The sequence below is a fragment of the Actinomyces viscosus genome, assembly GCF_900637975.1.
Lineage (GTDB): Bacteria > Actinomycetota > Actinomycetes > Actinomycetales > Actinomycetaceae > Actinomyces > Actinomyces viscosus.
Map to the genome: position 1 here is coordinate 1,659,488 of NZ_LR134477.1, position 21,190 is coordinate 1,680,677.

General features: G+C 67.1%; 19 protein-coding genes. 13 read left to right on the top strand and 6 right to left on the bottom strand.

What is annotated here, in order from left to right; translation table 11 throughout:
• The first annotated feature begins 10 nt into the window (after positions 1 to 10).
• Entirely contained in the window at positions 11 to 1,231 is a 1,221-nt protein-coding gene (gene moeB / locus EL340_RS07100) for a molybdopterin-synthase adenylyltransferase MoeB (protein WP_126414025.1), read from the top strand.
• Between the two features lie 15 nt (positions 1,232 to 1,246).
• Here moeB and EL340_RS15360 read toward each other — a convergent pair whose 3' ends face one another.
• From EL340_RS15360 to EL340_RS07120, 4 genes are all read right to left on the bottom strand, one after another.
• Positions 1,247 to 1,714: a zinc transporter gene (locus tag EL340_RS15360; RefSeq protein WP_232023261.1), complete on the bottom strand. Its 468-nt coding sequence runs from the start codon at positions 1,712 to 1,714 to the stop codon at positions 1,247 to 1,249.
• Between the two features lie 365 nt (positions 1,715 to 2,079).
• Positions 2,080 to 2,652, bottom strand: a complete 573-nt coding sequence (locus tag EL340_RS07110) for a DUF6318 family protein (RefSeq protein ID WP_309341038.1) — start codon at positions 2,650 to 2,652, stop codon at positions 2,080 to 2,082.
• Positions 2,653 to 2,978: 326 nt separating this feature from the next.
• The gene (locus EL340_RS07115) at positions 2,979 to 4,037 is read right to left on the bottom strand and encodes a FecCD family ABC transporter permease (protein ID WP_408608582.1); all 1,059 of its coding nucleotides are present in this window, start codon (positions 4,035 to 4,037) and stop codon (positions 2,979 to 2,981) included.
• A 101-nt stretch (positions 4,038 to 4,138) separates the two neighbouring features.
• Complete coding sequence (locus EL340_RS07120; protein WP_408608574.1) at positions 4,139 to 5,113, bottom strand: FecCD family ABC transporter permease; 975 nt, start codon at positions 5,111 to 5,113, stop codon at positions 4,139 to 4,141.
• Between the two features lie 101 nt (positions 5,114 to 5,214).
• Here EL340_RS07120 and EL340_RS07125 point away from each other — a divergent pair, with 101 nt between their 5' ends.
• From EL340_RS07125 to EL340_RS07160, 8 genes are all read left to right on the top strand, one after another.
• Positions 5,215 to 6,273, top strand: a complete 1,059-nt coding sequence (locus tag EL340_RS07125; protein WP_126414028.1) for an ABC transporter substrate-binding protein — start codon at positions 5,215 to 5,217, stop codon at positions 6,271 to 6,273.
• 3 nt (positions 6,274 to 6,276) lie between these two features.
• Positions 6,277 to 7,152, top strand: coding sequence for an ABC transporter ATP-binding protein (locus tag EL340_RS07130; protein ID WP_126414029.1), 876 nt, complete (start codon positions 6,277 to 6,279; stop codon positions 7,150 to 7,152).
• Positions 7,153 to 7,401: 249 nt separating this feature from the next.
• Complete coding sequence (locus EL340_RS07135; protein WP_126415367.1) at positions 7,402 to 8,424, top strand: zinc-binding dehydrogenase; 1,023 nt, start codon at positions 7,402 to 7,404, stop codon at positions 8,422 to 8,424.
• 255 nt (positions 8,425 to 8,679) lie between these two features.
• Complete coding sequence (locus EL340_RS07140; RefSeq protein WP_126414030.1) at positions 8,680 to 9,540, top strand: aldo/keto reductase; 861 nt, start codon at positions 8,680 to 8,682, stop codon at positions 9,538 to 9,540.
• Positions 9,541 to 9,862: 322 nt separating this feature from the next.
• Positions 9,863 to 10,825, top strand: coding sequence for an IS630 family transposase (locus EL340_RS07145; protein ID WP_232022928.1), 963 nt, complete (start codon positions 9,863 to 9,865; stop codon positions 10,823 to 10,825).
• Between the two features lie 163 nt (positions 10,826 to 10,988).
• Positions 10,989 to 11,351: a nuclear transport factor 2 family protein gene (locus EL340_RS07150; RefSeq protein ID WP_126414031.1), complete on the top strand. Its 363-nt coding sequence runs from the start codon at positions 10,989 to 10,991 to the stop codon at positions 11,349 to 11,351.
• 297 nt (positions 11,352 to 11,648) lie between these two features.
• Positions 11,649 to 12,485: a helix-turn-helix domain-containing protein gene (locus EL340_RS07155; protein WP_126414032.1), complete on the top strand. Its 837-nt coding sequence runs from the start codon at positions 11,649 to 11,651 to the stop codon at positions 12,483 to 12,485.
• 139 nt (positions 12,486 to 12,624) lie between these two features.
• Positions 12,625 to 13,176, top strand: coding sequence for an NAD(P)H-dependent oxidoreductase (locus tag EL340_RS07160; RefSeq protein WP_126414033.1), 552 nt, complete (start codon positions 12,625 to 12,627; stop codon positions 13,174 to 13,176).
• A 114-nt stretch (positions 13,177 to 13,290) separates the two neighbouring features.
• On the opposite strand, the gene EL340_RS07165 is transcribed toward EL340_RS07160, so the two are convergent.
• A complete protein-coding gene (locus tag EL340_RS07165) occupies positions 13,291 to 13,785 on the bottom strand; it encodes a GNAT family N-acetyltransferase (RefSeq protein WP_126414034.1) in 495 nt (164 codons plus the stop codon).
• A 101-nt stretch (positions 13,786 to 13,886) separates the two neighbouring features.
• Complete coding sequence (locus EL340_RS15800; RefSeq protein ID WP_197722361.1) at positions 13,887 to 15,215, bottom strand: NAD(P)H-dependent oxidoreductase; 1,329 nt, start codon at positions 15,213 to 15,215, stop codon at positions 13,887 to 13,889.
• 260 nt (positions 15,216 to 15,475) lie between these two features.
• Between EL340_RS15800 and EL340_RS07175 the strand changes: the two genes are divergently transcribed.
• From EL340_RS07175 to EL340_RS07190, 4 genes are all read left to right on the top strand, one after another.
• Positions 15,476 to 16,369: an inositol monophosphatase family protein gene (locus tag EL340_RS07175; RefSeq protein ID WP_126414035.1), complete on the top strand. Its 894-nt coding sequence runs from the start codon at positions 15,476 to 15,478 to the stop codon at positions 16,367 to 16,369.
• 102 nt (positions 16,370 to 16,471) lie between these two features.
• Positions 16,472 to 17,584 (top strand): ATP-binding protein, encoded by a 1,113-nt coding sequence (locus EL340_RS07180; protein ID WP_126414036.1) that lies wholly within the window; start codon positions 16,472 to 16,474, stop codon positions 17,582 to 17,584.
• 254 nt (positions 17,585 to 17,838) lie between these two features.
• Positions 17,839 to 18,675 (top strand): undecaprenyl-diphosphate phosphatase, encoded by an 837-nt coding sequence (locus tag EL340_RS07185; protein ID WP_126414037.1) that lies wholly within the window; start codon positions 17,839 to 17,841, stop codon positions 18,673 to 18,675.
• A gap of 142 nt (positions 18,676 to 18,817) precedes the next feature.
• A complete protein-coding gene (locus EL340_RS07190; protein ID WP_126414038.1) occupies positions 18,818 to 21,154 on the top strand; it encodes a tetratricopeptide repeat protein in 2,337 nt (778 codons plus the stop codon).
• Positions 21,155 to 21,190: the final 36 nt, after the last annotated feature.

A 21,190-nucleotide genomic window follows, 5' to 3' on the forward strand; every position in this document is an offset into this window, starting at 1 on the left:
TGAGGACACCATGATCAGGGTCGACCAGCGCACCTACGGCTCGGTGATCGCCGATGAGCATCTGCGACCGCTGAGCCGTGAGGAGCTGGAGCGCTATCACCGCAACGCGCTCGTGCCACAGGTGGGGGTGGTCGGCCAGCAGCGCATCCGGGCCGCCCGAGCCCTGCTCATCGGCACCGGCGGTCTCGGGTCACCGGCGGCCCTGTACCTGGCGGCCGCCGGGGTGGGCGCGATCGGTCTCATTGACGACGACGACGTCGACGTCACCAATCTTCAGCGCCAGGTCATCCATACGAGCGCCGCCGTGGGCCGCCCCAAGGTGGACTCTGCGGCCGAGGCGATCAGGGCGCTCAACCCCGACGTCGAGGTCATCACCCACCGCACGCGTCTGAGCGCCGACAACGCCTTGGGTCTGCTGCACGGCTGGGACGTGGTCATCGACGGCACGGACAACTTCCCCACGCGGTATCTGGTCAATGACGCATCCGTCATGCTGGGGCTGCCGTTGGTGCACGGGGCGGTGCTGGGCTTCGACGGCCAGGTGGGGGTCTTCGACGCCCGACGGGGGCCGTGCTACCGGTGTCTGCACCCGACACCTCCGCCCACGGGCTCGGTGCCCTCCTGCGCGGAGGCCGGAGTGCTGGGGGTTCTTCCCGGGATCATCGGGACAATACAGGCCGCCGAGGCGCTGAAGCTCATCATTGGAGGCGCCGAGCCGCTGCTGGGGCGTCTGGCGGTGCTGGACGCCTGGGGGGCGCGCCTGCGGGAGATTCCGGTGGCGAAGAACCCGGCCTGCCCGGTGTGCGGGGATGACCCGAGCATCACGGAGCTGGCGGCGGAGACTGCTTCCTGCACACCGTCCATGAGGCCCGGGAACGCCGGGGTCCCTGATCCCGAGCCGAGTGAGAACGACGGCGCATGCGGCGAGGACGGCGAGAACTCAGTCTCTGCCACCGGGCTCCGAAGGCTCTTGGAAAGCGCCGAACCGCCGGCGCTGCTGGACGTCCGGGAGGATGTCGAGGTGGCGCTTGAGCCGATGGAAGGCGCCCTGCACATTCCGTTGCGCGAGGTGGTAGCGCGGATGGATGAGCTGGACGGGAGCCGTCCGACCGTGGTCGTGTGCGCCGTCGGGGCGCGCTCGGCCCGGGCCGTCGAGGCCCTGAAATCGGCCGGCTACCCCGGCCGGCTCCTCAGCCTCGAGGGCGGCATGAAGGCCTGGGCATCCGGTTGATGTGTTGGGGGCTCGTTAGTGGCCTTGGGCTTCTTCGGCGTCGTCGGTGAGGTAGGTGACGATGCGTACGAGGTCGTAGGGGGTGGAGGTCTCGGTGGTGGTGATGGTGCCCTCGATGGTGCGCCACTGGGTGTCGCCTTGGGGGCGGTAGCGGGTTCTCCAGGTGGTGGTCAGGGTGGTGGTGACCCCGGTGGCGGTGTGCTGGTAGTAGTGGGTGACGGTGTGGTTGGGGTAGGGGTGGCCGGGGTCGGTGGTGGTTGTGGTGGTGGAGTCTCCCCAGTTCCAGGTGTAGGAGGTGGGGGTGAACTCGACGTCGATGGGGGTGCCCAGGATGGTGGTGGTCTGGTAGCGGGGGCTGGGGTCGGTGTAGACGATGAAGGCCTTGGAGATGATGACCCTGGGGCCGGGTGGTTGGCGGGTGATGCCTGAGCCGGAGGCGATGAGGGTGGCGGCCTGGCGGGTGGTGATCGTGACAGGTCCCATCTCCGGGGCGGGGTCCTGATGCGGTGTGGGCTCAGCAGGCTTATCCCAGTTGCAGACAGCCTGCATCTTCTTGTTTTCGTCTTGATAGGGCTTACAGCGTCCATGAGACGTTGCCGCCTTGGTTTGACTATCTGAGTATTGGACCGTTGTTCCAGGCGACGCGGGAGAGTCAGGTTGTTCTGCTGGCTGGGGTGGTGCTACAGTTTCGCGGCGTTCTCCATGAGTAACCACATGATTATCGCCAGCCTCTGCCTCCCAGCTTATGGGCGCTCCAGAGTCCTGAGAAGTACCCGGGCTGCTCGCAGCGGTTGGCGACAGCGCCATCACACAAACCACTGCTACCACAACGATATGACGGCGAAAACTCATTTGTTTAACACCTCTACCCCGCCAATCATCCAGCGAGTTCCGTTGTATCGGACCGAGAAGTCCAGAACTTGATTCTCCTTAGGAGCGGAGATTATTGGGTCACTTCCCACTTCAGGATGCGATACCACCTGCCCTTGATTGGCAGTGACATCCAGTTCATTGTAGTCGTATCCGTCGATCTTCTCGTAGAACGTGAAGTCTGTGATTTCTTGCTCCCACTTGTCCGCCCAGCCGCCGTTCTGGTGAAGCTTGGTGGCTCGGTCTATAACGGATCGGCAGAACTGGCAGCGGTCCTCGCTCATGGCGGCGAGCTCGGTGGTGTCGCCGGTCATGTAGGCGTAGCGGTAGAGCTCGAGAAAGTACCACGCCGTCAGTGACGCACCCTCACCTGTCTTGTCGTTCATGTTCGGGGGTTTGACGGGTGCGGGTTCGGCCAGGGCGGCCTCGCGCTGGGCCCGCAGCTCAGGGGTCAGGGCCGCCTCACGCGAGGCGGTGGCGGAGGCCTTGGCCTCGGCCAGGCCCTTCTCGGCCCGGGCGACGGCCGCCGAGGCACTGGCACTGGCACTCACACTGGCCTCAGCCCTCGCGTCCCTCAGCGAGCAGCCAGCCGCGCCCAGCGCCAGCGCGCACACGGCCACCACACCGGCTGCCGCACGGCGGCGCCTGCGACGCGTTCCAGGCCGGCCACGGTCGGCCACCGACCGTCGTGGGCGCGTAGTCGCAGGGGATCGTAGAGACGTACTCATCTGCGGAAGGCCTCCTCGCCACCGACACAACTCCTCACACCACCGGGCCGGGCAACACTGTCCGTCCGAGCGGTGTATTGACACTACCCGCACACACCCACCCACCGCCAGACCCGGACACCACCCTGTGGAAAACCCCGGACAGAACCTCAACCGGCCTGCCCAGCACGGTCAGTGGGGAACATGAGCAGCCAGATGAGGTAGATCCCGCCCAGCGCGGCACTGATCAGGCCCACCGGGATCTGGAAAGGACTGAGCAGCCGCTGTGCCAGGAAGTCGGCCCCGCCCAGAAGCAGGGCCCCCATGGCGGCCGAGGCGACCATCGTGATCCCGACCGACCGGCTCAGACGCCGCGCCAGCTGCGGGGCCGCCAGCGCCAGGAAGCCGATCGGCCCGGCCACGGCCACGCACACGGCCGCCAGCACGACGCCGTAGCCCAGCATCGCCCCACGGATTCTTCCGACGCGCATCCCCAGGCTGGTGGCGGCGTCGTCGCCCATCTCCAGCATGGCCGCGGGCCGAACGAACCAGACCACCTGCGGCAGCAGCACGATCGCCGCCATGAGCAGCGGGCGGACCTGTCCCCATGAGATGGCGTTGAAGGAGCCGTACTGCCAGGCCTTGGCCGCCTCGGCGCTCTGGAGGGACGCGCGGGAGATGAGGTAGCTGTTGGCCGCCGACAGCATCTCCGACAGGGCGATACCGGCCAGGATGAGGTTGTCGCCGCCCACACCGCGGCGCAGCGTCACGAGTGCGACGATCCCCGCCGTCGCCAGACCGCCGATGATCGTGCCCGCACCGATCTGGTAGGTCGAGGAGGCGGAGACCAGCAGGATCGCCAGCAACCCTCCCGTGGAGGCGCCAGTGGTGAAGCCGACGATGTCGGGGCTGCCCAGGGGGTTGCGGGACAGGCTCTGGAAGATGGCCCCCGACAGTGCCAGCATCGCCCCCACCAGCACGGCCGCGAGCGCCCGCGGCAGTCGCTGGTCGATGACGATGAAGCGGTCCAGGTCGCTTCCCGTTCCGCGCAGCAGCGTCCCCAGGGCGTCCGCCGCTGAGATGTTGTAGGTGCCCGTCAGCACCGTCAGCACCATGACCGCCAGGGCCGCCAGGACCAGGATGATCGTGACCGTGACGGCGCGGCGGTGGAGCAGAAGCTCCTGCCGGGGCCCCACGGGGAGCCTCCTGACGGAGATGGGAGGCCCCAGGTAGGCGGGCCGCTCCGACCGCTCCGGGCCCTCCGGCCTCTCCTGCGGCTCCACCACGTCTTGAAGCCGTTGGTTCGAGGGGGGTCGGCTCATCGGGTCCTTCATCGGGTCCTCACCCCCATGCGACGCACCACCATGGCCAGCAGGACGGGCCCACCGATGAAGGCGGTGACGACGCCGGCCTCCATCTCGGCGGGGACGATGAGGACGCGGCCCAGGATGTCGGCTCCCAGGAGCAGGATCGGCCCGGCCACGAGGGAGACCACGAGCAGCTTGCGCTGGTCCGCCCCCAGGGCGAGCCGCAGCACCTGGGGCACCACGAGCCCGACGAAGGAGATCGGGCCGACGGCCGCCGTCGACGCCCCGCACAGGAGCGTGATGGCGGCCAGCGCCAGGGCGCGTGCCCGCGCGGGGCTCACGCCCAGGGCCTTGGCCTGCTCCTCCCCCAGCGCCAGGGCGTTGAGGGTGAGTCCGGAGGCCAGGGCCAGCCCCAGGCCGACGGCCAGGAAGGGCCCGATCCACACCAGCAGGCCGGCGTCGCGCCTGGCGAGCGACCCCAGGACCCAGAAGCGGTAGGAGTCGAAGGTCTTGGAGTCGTACATCGTGATGGTGCCGGTGATGGCACGCAGGCTGGCCCCCAGCGCCACCCCGGCCAGCACCAGGCGCGCCGGCCCGGCGTCGGCACTGCGGCGGGCCATGAGGTGAACAAGCCCCGCGGCCAGGGCGGCCCCGGCGAAGGCGAACCAGAGGTAGCCGCTGACGTCACTGACTCCCAGGACGGACAGCGACAGGACCACGGCCAGGGAGGCTCCGGCGTTGACGCCGAGGATTCCGGGCTCGGCCAGCGGGTTGCGGGTCAGCCCCTGCATGACGACCCCGGCCACGGCCAGGGCGGCCCCGACGACGATCGCCAGCACGGTGCGCGGCATGCGCATCCTCCAGATGATGATGGAGGCGATGGTCCTCCTCTGCCCGGTCAACCCGGTGATGATCTCCTCCAGGCTCAGGCCGCGGGTTCCGACGGCGAGGCTGACGAGGGTCAGTGCCGCGAGCAGCACCAGGCAGATGAGCAGCACAGCACCAACATGGGACCGGAAGGCGATCTTGCCCACTCTTGCCACGTTTCCTCCGGGTTGGTTCTTGATCAAAGCGGTTTGGCTGAGGCTAGCCTAAGCACATGACATCGCTCTACAGCCGCCGTTCCGCACTTGCCTTCGCGGGACTGGCCACTGCTCTGCCCGTCCTGGCCGCCTGCTCCTCCAGCAACTCAGGTTCGAACTCGATGGCCTCCTCGGGCTCCTCCGCCTCCGCGGGCGCCAAGCCCACCCCGACCTCCTCGGTGCCCACGGGCATGCCCGAGGGCAAGGGCTCGGGCCAGGCCGACGACGTCTTCCCCCGCACCGTCGTCCACTTCAAGGGCAGCGCGGAGATCCCCGCCGCCCCCACCAAGGTCGTCGTCATCGCCACCGGCCAGCTCGACGCCGTCCTCACCCTGGGAACCGTCCCGGTAGGATCCACCAAGGGCGACGGGGCCGAGGCCGTCCCCGAGTACCTCAAGAAGGCCTTCCCCCAGCAGGCCGAGCAGCTGGGCTCGATCACGGGCATCGGCTCCCGCAAGGACCCCAGCGTGGAGGCCGTCAGCAACCTGGCCCCCGACATCATCCTCATGAACGCCGCCATCAAGAAGGCCGACGAGGTCTACGCCTCCATGTCGGCCATCGCCCCGACGGTCGTCACGCAGGGCACCGGTCAGTACTGGAAGCAGGACTTCCTGCTCGTGGCCGACGCCCTGGGCAAGCCGGACACCGCCAAGAAGTGGATCGAGACCTACCAGTCCGACGCCGCCAAGGCCGGCGCCGCCATCGAGGGCAACCCCACGGTCTCCCTGCTGCGTCACAACGAGGAGCGCCTGCGCATCTTCGGCCCGATCTCCACCGCCGGCTCGGTGCTGTCCGACATGGGCGTGGCCCGCCCCGACACCCAGCAGTTCACCGACGACACCTCCAAGGACATCTCCGCCGAGCAGCTCGAGCAGGCCAACGGCGACTGGCTGTTCTACGGCGTCCAGGGCGGTGACGCCTCGAAGGTCACCTCGCTGGACCTGTGGCAGGCGCTGACCCCCGTCGACGCCAAGCAGGCCGTCCAGGTCGACGACGACGCCTTCTTCCTCAACGCCGGCCCGACAGCCATCCGCACCATCCTCACCACGGTCTCCGACTCCATGAAGAAGAAGTAGTCCGTGCCCTCCCCCGTCTCATCAGAGGCAGCCGCGGACGCCCAGGTCCCCACCACGGGCCTGGGCGTCCGGGGCATCTCCCTGTCCTACCACCCCAGCCACCCCGTCATCGAGGAACTGAGCACGGCCATCACCCCCGGCGCGGTGACAATGATCGTGGGCCCCAACGCCTGCGGGAAGTCCACGCTGCTGCGCGCCATGAGCCGGGTCATCTCCCCGGGGGCCGGCCAGGTGGTCCTCGACGGCCGCGACATCGCCTCCCTGGCACCCAAGAAGCTGGCCCGGCGGGTGGGCATGCTGGCCCAGTCCTCGATCGCCCCTCCCGGGATCACGGTCCACGAGCTGGTGTCGCGCGGGCGCTACCCCTACCAGTCGCTCCTGCACCAGTGGTCGGCCGACGACGACGCGGCCGTCACCGAGGCCATGGAGCGCACCGACGTCGTCGGTCTGGCGAACCGGCACGTGGCCGCCCTCTCCGGCGGTCAGCGCCAGCGGGTGTGGGTGGCGATGGCCCTGGCCCAGCGCACCGACATCCTCCTGCTCGATGAGCCCACCACCTATCTGGACCTGGCCCACCAGGTGGATCTGCTCGAGCTGTGCCGGGACCTGAACTCCGAGCTGGGAACCACGATCGTGGCCGTGCTCCACGACCTCAACCAGGCCTGCCGCTACGGCGACGAGGTGATCGCCATGCGGGCGGGCAGCATCCTGGCCCACGGCAGGCCCGAGGAGGTCGTCACCGCCGAGATGGTCGAGAAGGTCTTCGGCCTGCCGGTCCAGGTCATCTCCGACCCGCTCACCGGGACCCCGCTGGTGCTGCCGCTTCCGCGCGGAACCGACGCGGCGACGTCGGACGAGCAGGCCGAGCAGGAACGGTAGAACCGGCTGACGGCTTCGGCCGAGCGCGATCACCGGCCCCGGCCGCCGGCAGCGACATTTGCCGGTATCCAGGCCGAACACGCCGAGCTCTGACGCCGTCCCGGACACCTCCCCGCACCCGTGGGTGGCCCTGACAGAACCTCCCACGCGGTGGACCGGCGCGGCGGGCCGCCTTATGCTCCACATATCAACCCGCACTGATGTGAGGACTTACCTGTGACTGCTTCTGCCACCGCCCTGCCCACCACCATGCGCGGCGTCGTTCTGCACGCCCCCGGCGACGTGCGCGTCGAGGACCGCGAGGTCCCCCACGTCGTCGACCCCACCGACGCCGTCATCAAGCTCGAGGCCGCCTGCGTGTGCGGCTCGGACCTGTGGCCCTACCGCGGCATCTCCCCCGTGGACGAGGCCCGCCCCATGGGGCACGAGTACGTGGGCACCGTCGTCGAGGTCGGCGACGACGTCACCAGCATCAAGGTCGGCGACTTCGTCGTCGGTTCCTTCTGTATCAGCGACAACACCTGCGAGATCTGCGAGGACGGCTACCAGTCCCGCTGCGCCAACGGCGGCTTCATGGGCGACACCCAGGCCGAGTACACCCGCGTGCCCCTGGCCGACGGCACCCTCGTCGCCGTCCCGGGCGGCAAGCCCGAGGACCCGGAGATCATCGCCTCGCTCCTGACGGCCTCCGACGTGCTGGGCACCGGCTGGTTCGGGGCCGTGGCCGCCGGCGCCGCGCCCGGTAAGACCATCGCGGTGGTCGGCGACGGCGCCGTGGGCCTGTCCGCCGTCCTGGCCGCCAAGGCCCTGGGCGCCGAGAGGGTCATTGCCTTCTCCCGCTACGAGGACCGGGCGGCGCTGGCCCGCGAGTTCGGCGCCGACGTCGTCATCGCCGAGCGGGGCGAGGAGGGCGCCGCCAAGGTCAAGGAGCTCACCGGCGGCTACGGGGCGCACGGCGTCGTCGAGGCCGTGGGCAACCAGGCCTCGATGGACCAGGCCTTCGCCTCCATCCGCCCCGGCGGGCACCTCGGCTTCGTCGGCGTGGCCCACGGCGTCTCCCTGCCCGGTGACATGCTCTTCGGGGCAGAGGTCAACATGCTGGGCGGTCCCGCCCCCGTGCGCCGCTTCCTGCCCGACCTCATCGACCGCATCCTCAAGCGCGAGATCGACCCGGGCAAGGTCTTCACCCTGCGCCTGCCCCTGGAGGAGGCCGCCGAGGCCTACAAGGCCATGGACGAGCGCCGCGCCATCAAGGTGCTCCTGGAGCCCTGATCCGGTTCCGGCGCTCCCCGCGGTCACACCAGTCACGTACCACGTGCCAGCCGCGCACCGGAGGCACCCCGTTCACCACCGATCATCACCGAGTCTCCCCGCAGGCGCGCACTCCGTCAGCGCCGCCTGCGGGGAGGCCCGTCTGCGCACAGCTCCCACGCACTCCACGCCCGCCATCACTCCCGCACTCTCCACGCACGCACAGCCAGCCACCCGCGGCACCGATCCACCCGCTCAGACGACTCGGAGGCAGCCATGAAGCACATCACCCTCAACAACGGCACCCGGATTCCCGTCCTGGGACTGGGGGTCTACCAGACCCCGGAGTCCGAGACCGAGCACCATGTGCGCGAGGCGATCGAGGTGGGGTACCGCCTCATTGACACCGCTCAGTACTACCGCAATGAGGAGGGGGTGGGGCGGGCCGTGCGCGGTGCGGTGTCCGACGGCGTGGCCCGCGAGGACCTGTTCGTCACCACCAAGCTCGCCGTCTCCGGTCACCGGGCGGGCAAGCGCGCCATCGAGCAGTCGCTGGCGGCCCTCGGCCTGGACTACATCGACCTCATGCTCATCCACTGGCCCCAGGGCAACGACCTCAGCACGTGGCGGGCCCTGGAGGACGCCTGCGCGGCGGGGTTGCTGAAGTCCATCGGCCTGTCCAACTTCTACGGCGATGAGGTCCAGGAGATCGTCCGGGCCACCGACATCCCGCCGGTCGTGGACCAGGTGGAGACGCACGCCTACCTCCAGCAGCGCCGGCTGCAGAAGACCCTGGCCCCCTACGACATCAGGATCGAGGCCTGGAGCCCCCTGAGGGCGGGCCGGTCGGAGCTCCTGAGGGAGCCCGTCCTGGAACGCGTCGCCGAGGCTCACGACGCCACGCCCGCTCAGGTGGCCCTGGCCTTCCAGGTGGCGACCGGTGTCATCACGATCCCCAAGACGGTTCACCGCGAACGCATGGTGGAGAACCTGGCGGCGGCCGATCTGGAGCTGAGCGCGCAGGAGCTGGCCGAGGTCGCCGCACTGGACCGGGGACGCTCATCCAGCGGCTGGCCGAACCACCCCGAGCAGTCCTACGACCCCGCCGAGTTCCCCTTCACGGGACCACTCAGCTGAACCGGTCGCCGCGAACATTTGGGGGAGGAATCCTTCCCCCTTTCCTGCTATAGTGTGATTAAAACAAGATTCGTGTTGCTGGTTTTGTTGTTGGGTTGGTGATCGGGTATTCGTGGGGCGTCCGATGTGGGGGTGTCGCTTTCTCGTGGGGTGCTTGGCTGCTGGTGCTGGCTTCTTTTGTTGTCGTCTCTTGTGTTGTCGGCGTTTCGTGTGAGCTCTCGGGTCGAGGGCGGAATATCATGCTGGGATGGACAGGGTCGTGGTTAGTGATGATGAGTGGACTGTTTTGCAGGGCTATAAGCACCAGGCGCCTTACAGGTTGATGCGTTTGAAGTCCGAGGCGGTCGTGCTGCTGTCCAAGGGTGTGGATACCGCGGTCGTGGCCCAGGTCGTCGAGCGCACGCCCGAGACGGTGCGCAGCTGGGCTCGGGAGTGGAACCGGTACCGCCTGGCCTCAATCCACACCGGTCACGCCGGCAACCTCAACGCCTCCAGGCTCACCGCCACCCAGCGCCAGGAGGTGGCCGGGGTACTGTCCCGGCCCCCGTCGGAGCAGGGCCTGCCCATCGGGTTCTGGGACGTGCCCCATCTGGCGGCCTGGGTCTACGACCACTTCGAGGTGGAGTACGCCTCTGCCGCCTCCTACCGGTTCCTGCTGCACATGGCGGGCCTGTCCTTCCACCGCCCCCAGACCGTTGACCAGCGCCGCCCGCCCCAGGCGGACGTTGACCAGCGCATGAGCCAGATCCGTTCCGAGATCGTCCGCAAGTGGTCCGATCCCGAGGTGATGGTGGTGTGCGCCGACGAGGTGCGTATCGAGCACGAGGCGATCGTGCGCAGGGCGTGGATCCGCCGGGGGGACGCCGCCCGCCTGGAGGTCGACCGCCGCCGCCAGGCCCAGTCCTACATCGGCTTCCTGCACGAGACCGACGGCACCGTCGACTTGATGACCCTCGACTGGCAGGACACCGGCACCATCACCCAGGCCCTGATCGACCTGACCGTGAAGCACCCCGACAAGAAGAAGATCGTCATCGTGTGGGACAACGCCTCCTGGCACCGTTCAGCAAAGCTCACAAACAGCCTCAAGACCATCAAGAACCTCGAGAGGATCCACCTGATCAACCTACCCGCCTACAGCCCCGACGAGAACCCCATCGAGCACGTCTGGAAAGAAGCAAAGGACAGTATCAGCAACCACCAAAGAGCCACATTCCCCCAAACCCGACAAGCATTCGAGACCTTCATCCAGGCAAACAAGTTCCCCTACCGACTCACAAAATAATCTCGTTTAAACTCCACTATACGACGTCGGCCGGGTGCTCCGCTTAGTGTAAAGAACGAGTCCCACGCGTTCACTATGAAGATTTACGTATCAACATAGGAACCTGTTTGCGGGGACCAGTCTTCCTGGGTACCAGGTATCCGGATCAGGAGTACTTACCACCATGTCCGACGCAAATGTGGCCCTTGTCCGTAGGCTCTACGACTCAGGAATGGCTCCCGATGTCGTTGACGAGATCGTCGCGGACGATCTCGTCTGGGACATCACTCCAGGAGCACCTTTCGGAGGCGTGTACCACGGTTGGCCCCAGGTGACCGCAGACTTTTTCGGCAGGCTCCTCCCTCATCTCACCTCACTGAAGGCCACGCCGGAGAACTTCTATGGCGCTGAGGGAACTGACCACGTCTTTGTGACCGGTTACTACGCCGCCACCGAGCTGCGTGAGCCGATCGCGGTGGCCGACGTCGAGAGGAACGAGCCAACGGTCTGGCCGACCGCGCCAAGTGGCTCCTGCAGGACCGTCTGATCTCGGATCTGCACGCGGACTACTCCGAGGTTGCCCCCTTCGAGCCCCACGTGGTGGTCGACCGCAACCTGTTCACCGGCCAGAACCCCGGCTCTGCCACGCCTCTGGCGCAGCGGGTGGTCGAAGAGATCAGCTGACTCCTTCGACCTCGTACTCACTCACGGCGGGCCCGACGGCGCTTCCGCTGGGCCCGCCGTCGGGTATGCCGCCGCGCTCCTGGGCGTCCGGGCACGTATGCCCTCAACGCCACTGACCTGTACCTGTAACCGCGAAGAACTTAGAGTGAGGAGCGCAATGATGCCTCGCACCTACCGGAGCACCGAGCTCGGGGCTTTTCTGCGCCGTCGTCGCTACGAACGCACGCCCGAGGAGGTGGGACTGCCGGATGCCGAGGACGGCAGGCGAGTCACCGGCCTGCGCCGCCAGGAGGTGGCGGCCCTGGCCAGTATCAGCACCGACTACTACACGCGTATCGAGCAGGGGCGCATCACCGCGTCGCTTCCGGTGCTCGCCAACCTGGCGCAGGCGCTCCACCTGAGCCCGGACGGGTGGATGTACATGCTCAAGCTCGCCGTGGACAATCCCCTCCACCATCTCCAGCAGCAGGAGGACCCGAAGGTCGATGTCACCACCCAGAGGATCCTCGACAGCCTGGAGCACACCCCGGCCTTCGTCATCGGACCACTCACGGAGGTCCTGGCCTGGAACCGGCTGGCCGCCCGGGTCTTCATCGACTTCGCTCAGGTGCCGGTGGATCAGCGCCTCTTCGTGAGGCTCCTTTTCACCGAGCCGTCCCTGAGGTCCCTCTACGCCGACTGGGACGGGGTGGCGCAGCTGGCCATCGCCCAGCTGCGCATGCACACCGCCTACGACCCGGAGAACCCCCGGCTGCTGTCCCTGGTGGAGGAGCTGTCCGCACTGAGTCCGCAGTTCACCGCCTGGTGGGACGCCCGAGAGGTCAACATCCGCACCACCGGGACCAAGCGTCTGCACCATCCGACGGCCGGCGACCTCGAGTTCGAGTGGTCGACCCTGACCTGTGCCACCGCACCGACCCAGCAGATGATCGTCTGGACCTGCGCACCGGGCTCAACGACGCAGGCGGCCATGCAGCAGCTGGACAACACACTGTGAGGACCGCCTCTACCGCGGGCTCCGTAAGGCCCCCGCCCTGTGCCGCCTGTGCGTAGCATCGAGCAGGCGGGCACGACGCCGTCGGTCACCGACCGGCCGGCTCACCGTCCACCATCACCACCTGAAAGCAGGAGCGTTCATGAAGACCCTCGTCCTCGTCTTCCACCCCGACATGTCCGCCTCGCGCGCCAACCGTCCCCTGGCCGCCAAGGCCGAGACCCTCGGTGACGACGTCACCGTGCGCTACATGTACGACATCTACCCCGACCAGAAGGTCGACGTCGCCGCCGAGCAGGCCGCCCTGGAGGCCGCCGACCGCGTCGTCCTCCAGTTCCCCATGTACTGGTACTCCACCCCCGCCCTGCTCAAGCAGTGGCTCGACGACGTCCTCCTCTACGGCTGGGCCTACGGCTCGACCGGCAACGCGTTGGCCGGCAAGGAGCTGCTGGTGGCCGTCAGCACGGGCGGCCCCGGGGACGCCTACAACGGGGAGGGCTCCTACGGCTACACGCTCACCGAGCTGCTGCGCCCGCTCCAGGCGACCGCCAACATGACTCAGATGACCTACCTGGAGCCCTTCACCACCACCGGGACCCTCACCATCACCGATGAGGCCCTGGACCAGAAGGTCGAGGACTACGCCGCGACGCTGACGGCCGAGGACCTGCCCGTCCTGGACCTCCACGGCTGAGCACCTGGCCACGACGTCTCTGCACGCGCTGAGGGCCCCGGCCGGTTCACCCGGCCCGGGGCCCTCAGCGAGCCCGGCAGGAGCCGGGACCACGTGCAGAGTCATTCACTCGTGTCAGTCGCCGTCGGCCAGGTCCTTGAAGTAGCGGGCCACCGGCCAGCGACGGAAACCGAGTCCCTCGTAGGTGGCCCGGGCCGGGGCGTGCCCGCGGTCCCCGCCGGTCTCGACCATCACCATGTCCATCCCGGCCGCACGGGCCCGCTCCATGGAGTGGTTCATGAGGGCCCGGCCGATGCCGCGGCGCTGGTAGTCCGGGTCGACGACGACGATGTAGACCTCCCCCATCCGGTCCTCGGGGTGCAGGCGGGTGCACACCCACCCCACCGGGTGCCCGTCGAGCACGGCCACGTCGACGCCGTCGGGCTCGCCGTCCAGGACCTCGGCAAGATCGGAGGTCTGCCGCTGACGCCAGCCCTCGGGGTAGAAGGACCGGTAGACGAAGGCGGGAACGTCCTGCTTCATGAGCGGGAACACCGGGTCCCAGGCGCGCAGGGACAGATCCAGCAGCGCCTGACGCTGCTCCGGGCGGTACGCGACGATCTCAACCATGCCGGAATCCTACGGCGCGTTCGATAGAGGCCTCTACAGACGACTGGGTCCCCGCCGGCGATCGTGCCGACGGGGACCCAGCAGGCTCGGGAGCGCGAGCCTCAGCCGAAGATGTCGAGCATCGGGAGCTCGGGGGTCTGGAGCACCGCGGCGTAGTCCCGGGCGCGCCGGGCGATGGCCTCGTCGGTGATCTCCAGGGCGCCGACGGACAGGAAGGGCACGGCGTACTTGGTGCCGATGACGCGCGAGGTGCCCTGCATGGGACGCAGGAACTCGTGGATCGTGTAGATGTGCGCGCCCTCGCGGCCGTAGGCGCTGCCGGCGCCGCCGACGCTGACGGCCAGGAGGAGCTCCTTGCCGTGCAGGGCCGTGCCGGTCGAGCCGTAGGCCCAGCCGAAGGTCAGGACGTCGTCGAGCCACTTCTTGAGCAGGGGCGGGCAGGACAGCCAGTACATGGGGTACTGCAGGACGATGCGGTCGGCACCCAGCAGGGCGGCCTGCTCGGTGGCCACATCGATGTTGAAGTCGGGGTAGATGTCGTACATGTAGCGCACGGTGATGTTGCCGCCGAGCGACTCCGCCGTCGCCCCCAGGGCCTTGTTGACCCGCGACTCGGAGATGTTGGGGTGGAAGACGAGAACGAGAGTGTTCACGGAGGACTCCCTGGTGTCGTTGGACTGAGATGCGGGGGATGCTCCCCGTGAGGCGCCGCCGTCGACGGCGCCGGAGGTGGACAGGACGTCGCTCAGGCCGGAGAAGCCGCCGATGATGACCTCCAGCTTGGGGGTCATCGCGCCGCGGTCCAGCCAGGACTCCTTGGGCCGGAAGGGGACGCGATCGGCGTCGTCGCCATTGTGCAGCGCGTGAGACCGGCGCATGCCCAGGGCTGCGCCCGAGCCGCCGAAGCGCTCGTCCCACATGCGGGTGGCGATGTCGATACCGCGCTCGCGGCGGCCCGGCTGGTGGTCGGACTCGATGGTCTCGGCCATGGCGGCCGCCTGCTGGTGAGAGGTCAGGACGGTCGAGAGCGTGTAGTTGAGCGCCAGGTAGGCGTCCTCGCTGCGAAGACCACCCGAGACGAGGGCGTTGTGGGCGCGCTTGGCCACCGACATAAAGGGCACGTAGGCCCAGGCCAGATCGATGAGCGTGTGGTCCAGACCGGGGTTGGCGTCGAGCACGTCCCACAGGGAGTCGGAGAGCTGGCGCAGGTAGTCCTGCCAGCTCAGTCCGGTGGGCGGGAGCGTGACGTCGGCGGAGACCCGCTCAAGACAGGCCACGAGCAGGTCGTCGCGCGAGCTGACGGTGCGTCCCAGGTCGGCTGTACTCACCCCCAGTCGACGCGCCACCTTGCCCATCGTGAACCGGTCCACACCAATCTCGAGGGCGGCTGTGACGACGTCGTCCCTGGTAAAACCGGCATTATGCTGCATAGAGCCTCCCGGGTTGGGTCATGCGTGTCAGCGTAACGAACCAATAACAGGCAGCCAAATCGAAACCGCCTATCCACATGATGCTCGACGCCGTTTTTCCGCAATATGACGGCAAAATACAGAATAGTTCCGGATCCGCTCCCGCCGCGGGCAGTCCCGAGATCCGATAACGACTCGGCCCGGTTCCGCACCGCCCAACAGGTGGCGCGCCCGACGCTCCCGGGGCTTCCCCGAGCCCGCTCCCCCGCTACCGTGGTGTCATGAGCGAGACTCCCCGCCCGCAACGCCCCGTCTTTCCGGCGCCTCCCGCGGCGCCCTCGCCAGAGGCGGCGCCGCCCGCCCCGACGGCGCCGCCGGCCAAGCAGCGGCGCTGGCGCGACGACCTGCACCTGGCGCACACGATCGCCAACAAGGTGGACAGCCTCACCCAGGCCCGCTTCGACGCCGGCAACTTCACGGTCGAGACCAAGTCCGACCTCACGCCGGTCACCGAGGCCGACCGGGAGGCCGAGCGCGTCATCCGCGAGCAGCTCGGGCGGGCTCGCGGGCGCGACTCCGTCCTGGGCGAGGAGCTGCCCACCACCGGGCACTCCTCGCGCCAGTGGGTCATCGACCCGATCGACGGAACCAAGAACTTCGTGCGGGGCGTGCCCGTGTGGGCCACGCTCATCGGCCTCATCGAGGACGGCCAGTGCGTCGTCGGGCTGGTCTCCGCCCCCGCGCTGGGGAGGCGCTGGTGGGCCGTGTCCGGCGGCGGCGCCTGGACCGGGCGGTCACTGAGCTCGGCCCGGCGGATGTCCGTCTCCGGCGTCGACGACCTCACCCGGGCCTCGATGTCCTACTCCTCGCTGTCGGGATGGGCCCAGTCCAAGCGGCTGCGCGGCATGCTGGGGCTCATGCAGTCGTGCTGGCGCACCCGCGCCTACGGGGACTTCTGGTCCTACATGCTGGTGGCCGAGGGCGCCGTGGACCTGGCGGCCGAGCCCGAGCTCGAGCTCTACGACATGGCGGCGCTCGTTCCCGTGGTCACCGAGGCCGGCGGGCGCTTCACCTCGCTCGACGGCGAGCCCGGGCCCTTCGGGGGCAACGCGGTGGCCACGAACTCGCTGCTGCACGAGGTCGCCCTCAGCCACCTGGGCGCCGAGACGGACTGAGACCGTAGGGAGGTCCCCTTCGCGGCCACTGGACCTCAACGCACCGTGAAGTTATAAAAGATCTAAAAGATCTAAAACGCGCAAAAGTGGAGACGAGGACGCATGGTCAACCCCTTCAAACCCACAGCGGGCGCCACCCCGCCCCTGCTTGTCGGCCGCAACCGCGTCATCGAGGAGTTCCTGGAAAGTCTCGACGACGGCCCCGGCGCACCCGGCCTCCTGGAGCTCATCACCGGTGCTCGCGGCGTCGGCAAAACCGTCATGCTCACCGCTCTGGGCGACGCGGCACGTGGGCGCGGCTGGGTGGTCGTTGACGAGACCGCACGCGAGGGACTCATGGACCGCCTCGGTGCCGAGTTCACCCGACAGCTGTCGCAGCTCGCAGGCAAGGAGCGCTCACGGCTGACCTCCTTGAGCCTGAGCACGCCGCTTGGTGGCGGTAGCGCAACAATCGAGCATGCGCCTGCCCCTGAGCCCTCGTGGCGCCAGAAGGCACGTGCGCTGACGCAGTGGCTCGCGGAGCACGGCACCGGCCTGTTACTCACGATCGATGAAGTGCATGCCATTCCGCGCGAAGAGCTGCGGGCCCTGTCCGCAGAGGTGCAGCATCTCATTCGGGAGGGGGCTCCCATCGGTCTCCTCATGGCAGGACTTCCTAAAGCCGTAGAGGAACTGCTCAATGACGACATCACGACCTTCCTACGCCGAGCCGAACGGATCGAGCTCAGTGAGGTGGCCATCGACGACGTCCGTGAGGCCCTGAAGTCGACCTTCGACACCGGCGGCAAGACACTGGGTAACGAGCTGGCTCAGGAGTGCGCGAACGCGACCGGCGGCTATCCGTTCATGATCCAGCTCGTGGGGTACCAGGTGTGGAAGCACAGCGGTGAAGGCCCGGTGACCCGGCCGGCCGTTGCCGCCGGGACCACCGCCGCCCGGCTGCGGCTGGGCAATCTGGTGCACGCTCCAGCACTGCGAGACCTGTCCGACGTCGACCGAACAATGCTCGTGTGCATGGCCAAAGACGATGGTCCATCACAGATCGCCGACATCGCAGAACGCATGGACCGCCCTGTCAACTACGTGTCGGTCTACCGCAACCGGCTGCTCGCCGCCGGGATCATCAAGACCGCCGGCTACGGCAAGGTCGACTTCGCAGCCCCTTATCTGCGTGAGTACCTGCGCGAGCACGCTGCGCACCTCGTCATGGAGTGAGGTACCGAGCCACCCACGGCTACACGCACGAACGCGTACACGCCGGGATCACACGGACTGGACTTGCCACGCGTCCAACGTTATAAAAGGGATATAAACTCATACGTGGCCGTGGAGCCGGATGTTTGATCCGGCGTCGCCGCGAGGCTGAGCCGTCACTGCTGCGGCGGGTACCACAGCTACCTGGCCGTTCCCCCACCCCTGGCGCCGGTAACCTGCCGTGAGTCCACTATCCGTCCACCCCAGGAGTCCCTTTGAACTGGCTGCACGCCATCCTCCTCGGCATCGTCGAGGGCATCACCGAGTTCCTCCCGGTGTCCTCCACCGGGCACCTCAACATCGTCGAGAAGCTGCTCGGCTACGAGATCAACTCCGCGGGCATGACCGCCTTCACGGCCGTCATCCAGGTGGGTGCGATCCTCGCGGCCATCATCTACTTCTGGGCCGACATCGTCCGCATCATCACCGCCTGGATCAAGGGACTGACCGACCCACGGGCCCGGCAGAACCCCGACTACACCCTCGGCTGGGGCATCATCCTGGGATCGATCCCGGTGGCCGTCGTCGGGCTGCTGTTCAAGGACTTCATTGAGGGGCCGGTCCGCTCGCTGTGGGTGATCGCCGGCGCCCTCATCGTGTGGTCAGGGGTCATGTGGCTGGCCGACCACCAGCAGAACCTCACCAAGGGCATGAAGGACGTGACCGTCAAGGACGCTCTCATCATTGGAGCCTTCCAGGCGCTCTCCCCCGTGTTCCCGGGCATCTCCCGATCGGGCGCGACGATCTCCGCAGGCCTGTTCCTCAAGTTCGACCGGGTGACCGCAACCCGCCTGTCCTTCTACATGGGCATCCCGTCCCTGGTCGCGGCCGGGTTGCTGGAGGCCGTGACCGAGGCAGGCACCATCAGCGACACCGTAGGCTGGACGCCCACCATTATCGCGACCGTCGTCTCCGGCATCGTGGCCTACGCGACCATCGCCTGGCTGCTGCGCTTCGTCTCGTCCAACAAGTTCACCTCCTTCCTGGTCTACCGCGTGCTGCTGGGCCTGGTCATCATCGCCCTGGTCTCCGCCGGCATCATCGCTGCCTGACGCCACCTTCACCGACACCGGTATTTTTCGCGTGGGCAACGGTTTTTCCGTTGCCCCACGCGAATTCTGTCCTCCTCGGCGCTGTGGTCCGACGCCGTAAGAATCCTGTTCCGGCCCTGCTGACCGCTTGTACGATAGCGGCATGGTCGACCCCATCTCCCTCGCCGCGCTGACCACCAACCTCTCCGGGCTGCTCATGCGCGGAGCCGCTGTGTCCGTCGATCCCTCATGGAGCAGCGCGGCGGCACTGCCTGGCGACACCCTCAACACATGGCGCAGCCTGAGAGGCCTGCTGCAGGGGCGAGGTGGCGACGTGAATCCACTGGAGGCATCCGTCAAGGGCCGCCTCCAGAAGCAGGTGGATACCATCCGCGAGCAGTACACAAAGGTCGCCCCATCCACCCTGAATGGAGCCGTCACCGAGATGGAGGTGGCGCTCAAGGAGCTCAGCGGGGACGACGACGCAGTCGTTGAAGCCGTGCGGTTCCCGGACAACTTCGAGACGTACCTCCGACGGCGTACGGCCGGCCGCCGCAAGAATGTCGAGGCGGCCGCCGAGCCCTTCTTCGACGACCTGACCCGCATCGTTGCCAAGGAGTTCATCCGCCTTGCGCCAGGCTCGCGGAGCTTCGACCGCGGTGCATTCAAGCAGCTACTCGCCGGTCAGGAGCAACTGCTGGAGGGACAAGCAGAGGCTCGCGAGCTTTTGGGGACGATGGCTACGGGCATCAAGGAGATCCATAGCGCGATCTCGCACAGACAATCTGCCTCACCCACACGGATTCGCTTCGGCAGCCGCCCCAGGATCGCCGCAGGCTTTGTCGACCGGGAGGGGCAGGATGAGCTCTTCGGCGCCATCTTCACACGCGCCGATCCTCGCACCGTGCTGACCGGGATGAGAGGAAGCGCCAAAACCCAGCTGGCCGCCGCTGTTGCAGCCAGCTGCGAAGACGAGGGTTGGCCGGTGGTCGCGTGGGTCAATGCGGCCTCACGCAAGGAGCTCGTTGCCGATCTCTATGAGGTGGCCATACGGGTCGGCATCGACGCGCCGAAGGACGTTCCTCCAGATATCGTCGTTCGACGTTGCTTGGATGAGTTAAGCGCAGCAGACGCAGCGGACCGGCTCTTCGTCTTCGACAACGTGGAGAATATCGATGATCTTAAGAACCTTATCCCCCACGGAGACGGCATCCGAGTTGTTGTCACCACCACACGCCATCTCGACTGGGAGAGTTTGGGATGGCAGCCGATCACTATCGGTGTTTTTGAACGCGAACAGTCCATCGCACTCCTCTGCGAGCGCACCGGCGACGCTAACCGCGACACAGCCGACCAGGTGGCAGACGCACTTGGCGATCTACCTGTTGCCGTGACCCAAGCCGCAGCAACAGCAAAATCGGGCGGATATACCTTATCCGATTATCTTGAGAGGCTGAGCAATCACCCACTCGAGTCAAGTATCAGTCGTCTCGAGGGTGACGACTACCCGGACGCCGTCGGTGTCGCGCTGTTCATGGCGTACGAACAGGTCCTGGAGCAGATCAGAACCAAACATCCTCAGCAGGAGAGGATCGCCGTATCGCTCCTCGGCACACTATCTCTTCTTGCTGCTTCCGGAGTTCCATCTCATTGGCTATTTCACCTTGACGAGGATTCAGACACCGTTCGAAGCACCCTCTCCTTCCTGAGAGGAAATTCCATCGTTCAGGAATCAAGCGATCGCAGCAAGACCCTCATTCACCGCCTTCAAGGACAAGTCTACCGTGAAACCCACCTGAGCAACCAAGAGAAAATTTCCGAGGCGAGCAGATATGCAACGACTACCCTCAACGAGATCAAGATCAAACAATTAACCAATTTTGAACACAAACGCCAGGAAACACGCAATCTCGTTGAGCAAATACGCTCGGTCTCATCACAGGATTACTCTCGCCCCTTGCTTTCCGATCCGACTTTCGTTTTAACGCTCGCAGCGACGCTACGGTATGCAACCAGCCTTGGGATGCCGCAACTGGCACTTACCCTCGCTGAATCTGTCACTCAGACAGTCGATGCCTTAGGCCCCGACCACCCCAACAGCCTGGCCTCACGCAACAGCCTTGCCGGTGCCTACCGGAATGTGGGCAGACTCAACGAGGCCATCGACCTGTTCGAGCAAAACCTCGAAGACCGCACCCACATCCTGGGACCCAACCACCCCCACACCCTGACCTCACGCGGCAACCTCGCCAACGCCTACCAGGACGTGGGCAGACTCAACGAGGCCATCGACCTGTTCGAGCAAAACCTCGAAGACCGCACCCACATCCTGGGACCCAACCACCCCCACACCCTCACCACACGCAACAACCTCGCCATTGCCTACCGCGCCGCAGGAAGATTCGAGGATGCGGACAAGCTCTTTGAGACGCCGTGGGACTCAGAGGAGGACGGACAAGACGGGACCGAGCACGACCCCGACCAGGAGACCGGCGACTGACCGCCACAAGGAGCCGTCATTGATGTCGGTGGGCTG

Coding starts and splice junctions, on each gene's coding strand:
- moeB (WP_126414025.1), top strand. CDS start 11: ATGATCAGGGTCGACCAGCGCACCTACGGCTCGGTGATCGCCGATGAG.
- EL340_RS15360 (WP_232023261.1), bottom strand. CDS start 1,714: ATGGGACCTGTCACGATCACCACCCGCCAGGCCGCCACCCTCATCGCC.
- EL340_RS07125 (WP_126414028.1), top strand. CDS start 5,215: ATGACATCGCTCTACAGCCGCCGTTCCGCACTTGCCTTCGCGGGACTG.
- EL340_RS07135 (WP_126415367.1), top strand. CDS start 7,402: ATGCGCGGCGTCGTTCTGCACGCCCCCGGCGACGTGCGCGTCGAGGAC.
- EL340_RS07140 (WP_126414030.1), top strand. CDS start 8,680: ATGAAGCACATCACCCTCAACAACGGCACCCGGATTCCCGTCCTGGGA.
- EL340_RS07145 (WP_232022928.1), top strand. CDS start 9,863: ATGCGTTTGAAGTCCGAGGCGGTCGTGCTGCTGTCCAAGGGTGTGGAT.
- EL340_RS07150 (WP_126414031.1), top strand. CDS start 10,989: ATGTCCGACGCAAATGTGGCCCTTGTCCGTAGGCTCTACGACTCAGGA.
- EL340_RS07155 (WP_126414032.1), top strand. CDS start 11,649: ATGCCTCGCACCTACCGGAGCACCGAGCTCGGGGCTTTTCTGCGCCGT.
- EL340_RS07160 (WP_126414033.1), top strand. CDS start 12,625: ATGAAGACCCTCGTCCTCGTCTTCCACCCCGACATGTCCGCCTCGCGC.
- EL340_RS07165 (WP_126414034.1), bottom strand. CDS start 13,785: ATGGTTGAGATCGTCGCGTACCGCCCGGAGCAGCGTCAGGCGCTGCTG.
- EL340_RS15800 (WP_197722361.1), bottom strand. CDS start 15,215: ATGCAGCATAATGCCGGTTTTACCAGGGACGACGTCGTCACAGCCGCC.
- EL340_RS07175 (WP_126414035.1), top strand. CDS start 15,476: ATGAGCGAGACTCCCCGCCCGCAACGCCCCGTCTTTCCGGCGCCTCCC.
- EL340_RS07180 (WP_126414036.1), top strand. CDS start 16,472: ATGGTCAACCCCTTCAAACCCACAGCGGGCGCCACCCCGCCCCTGCTT.
- EL340_RS07190 (WP_126414038.1), top strand. CDS start 18,818: ATGGTCGACCCCATCTCCCTCGCCGCGCTGACCACCAACCTCTCCGGG.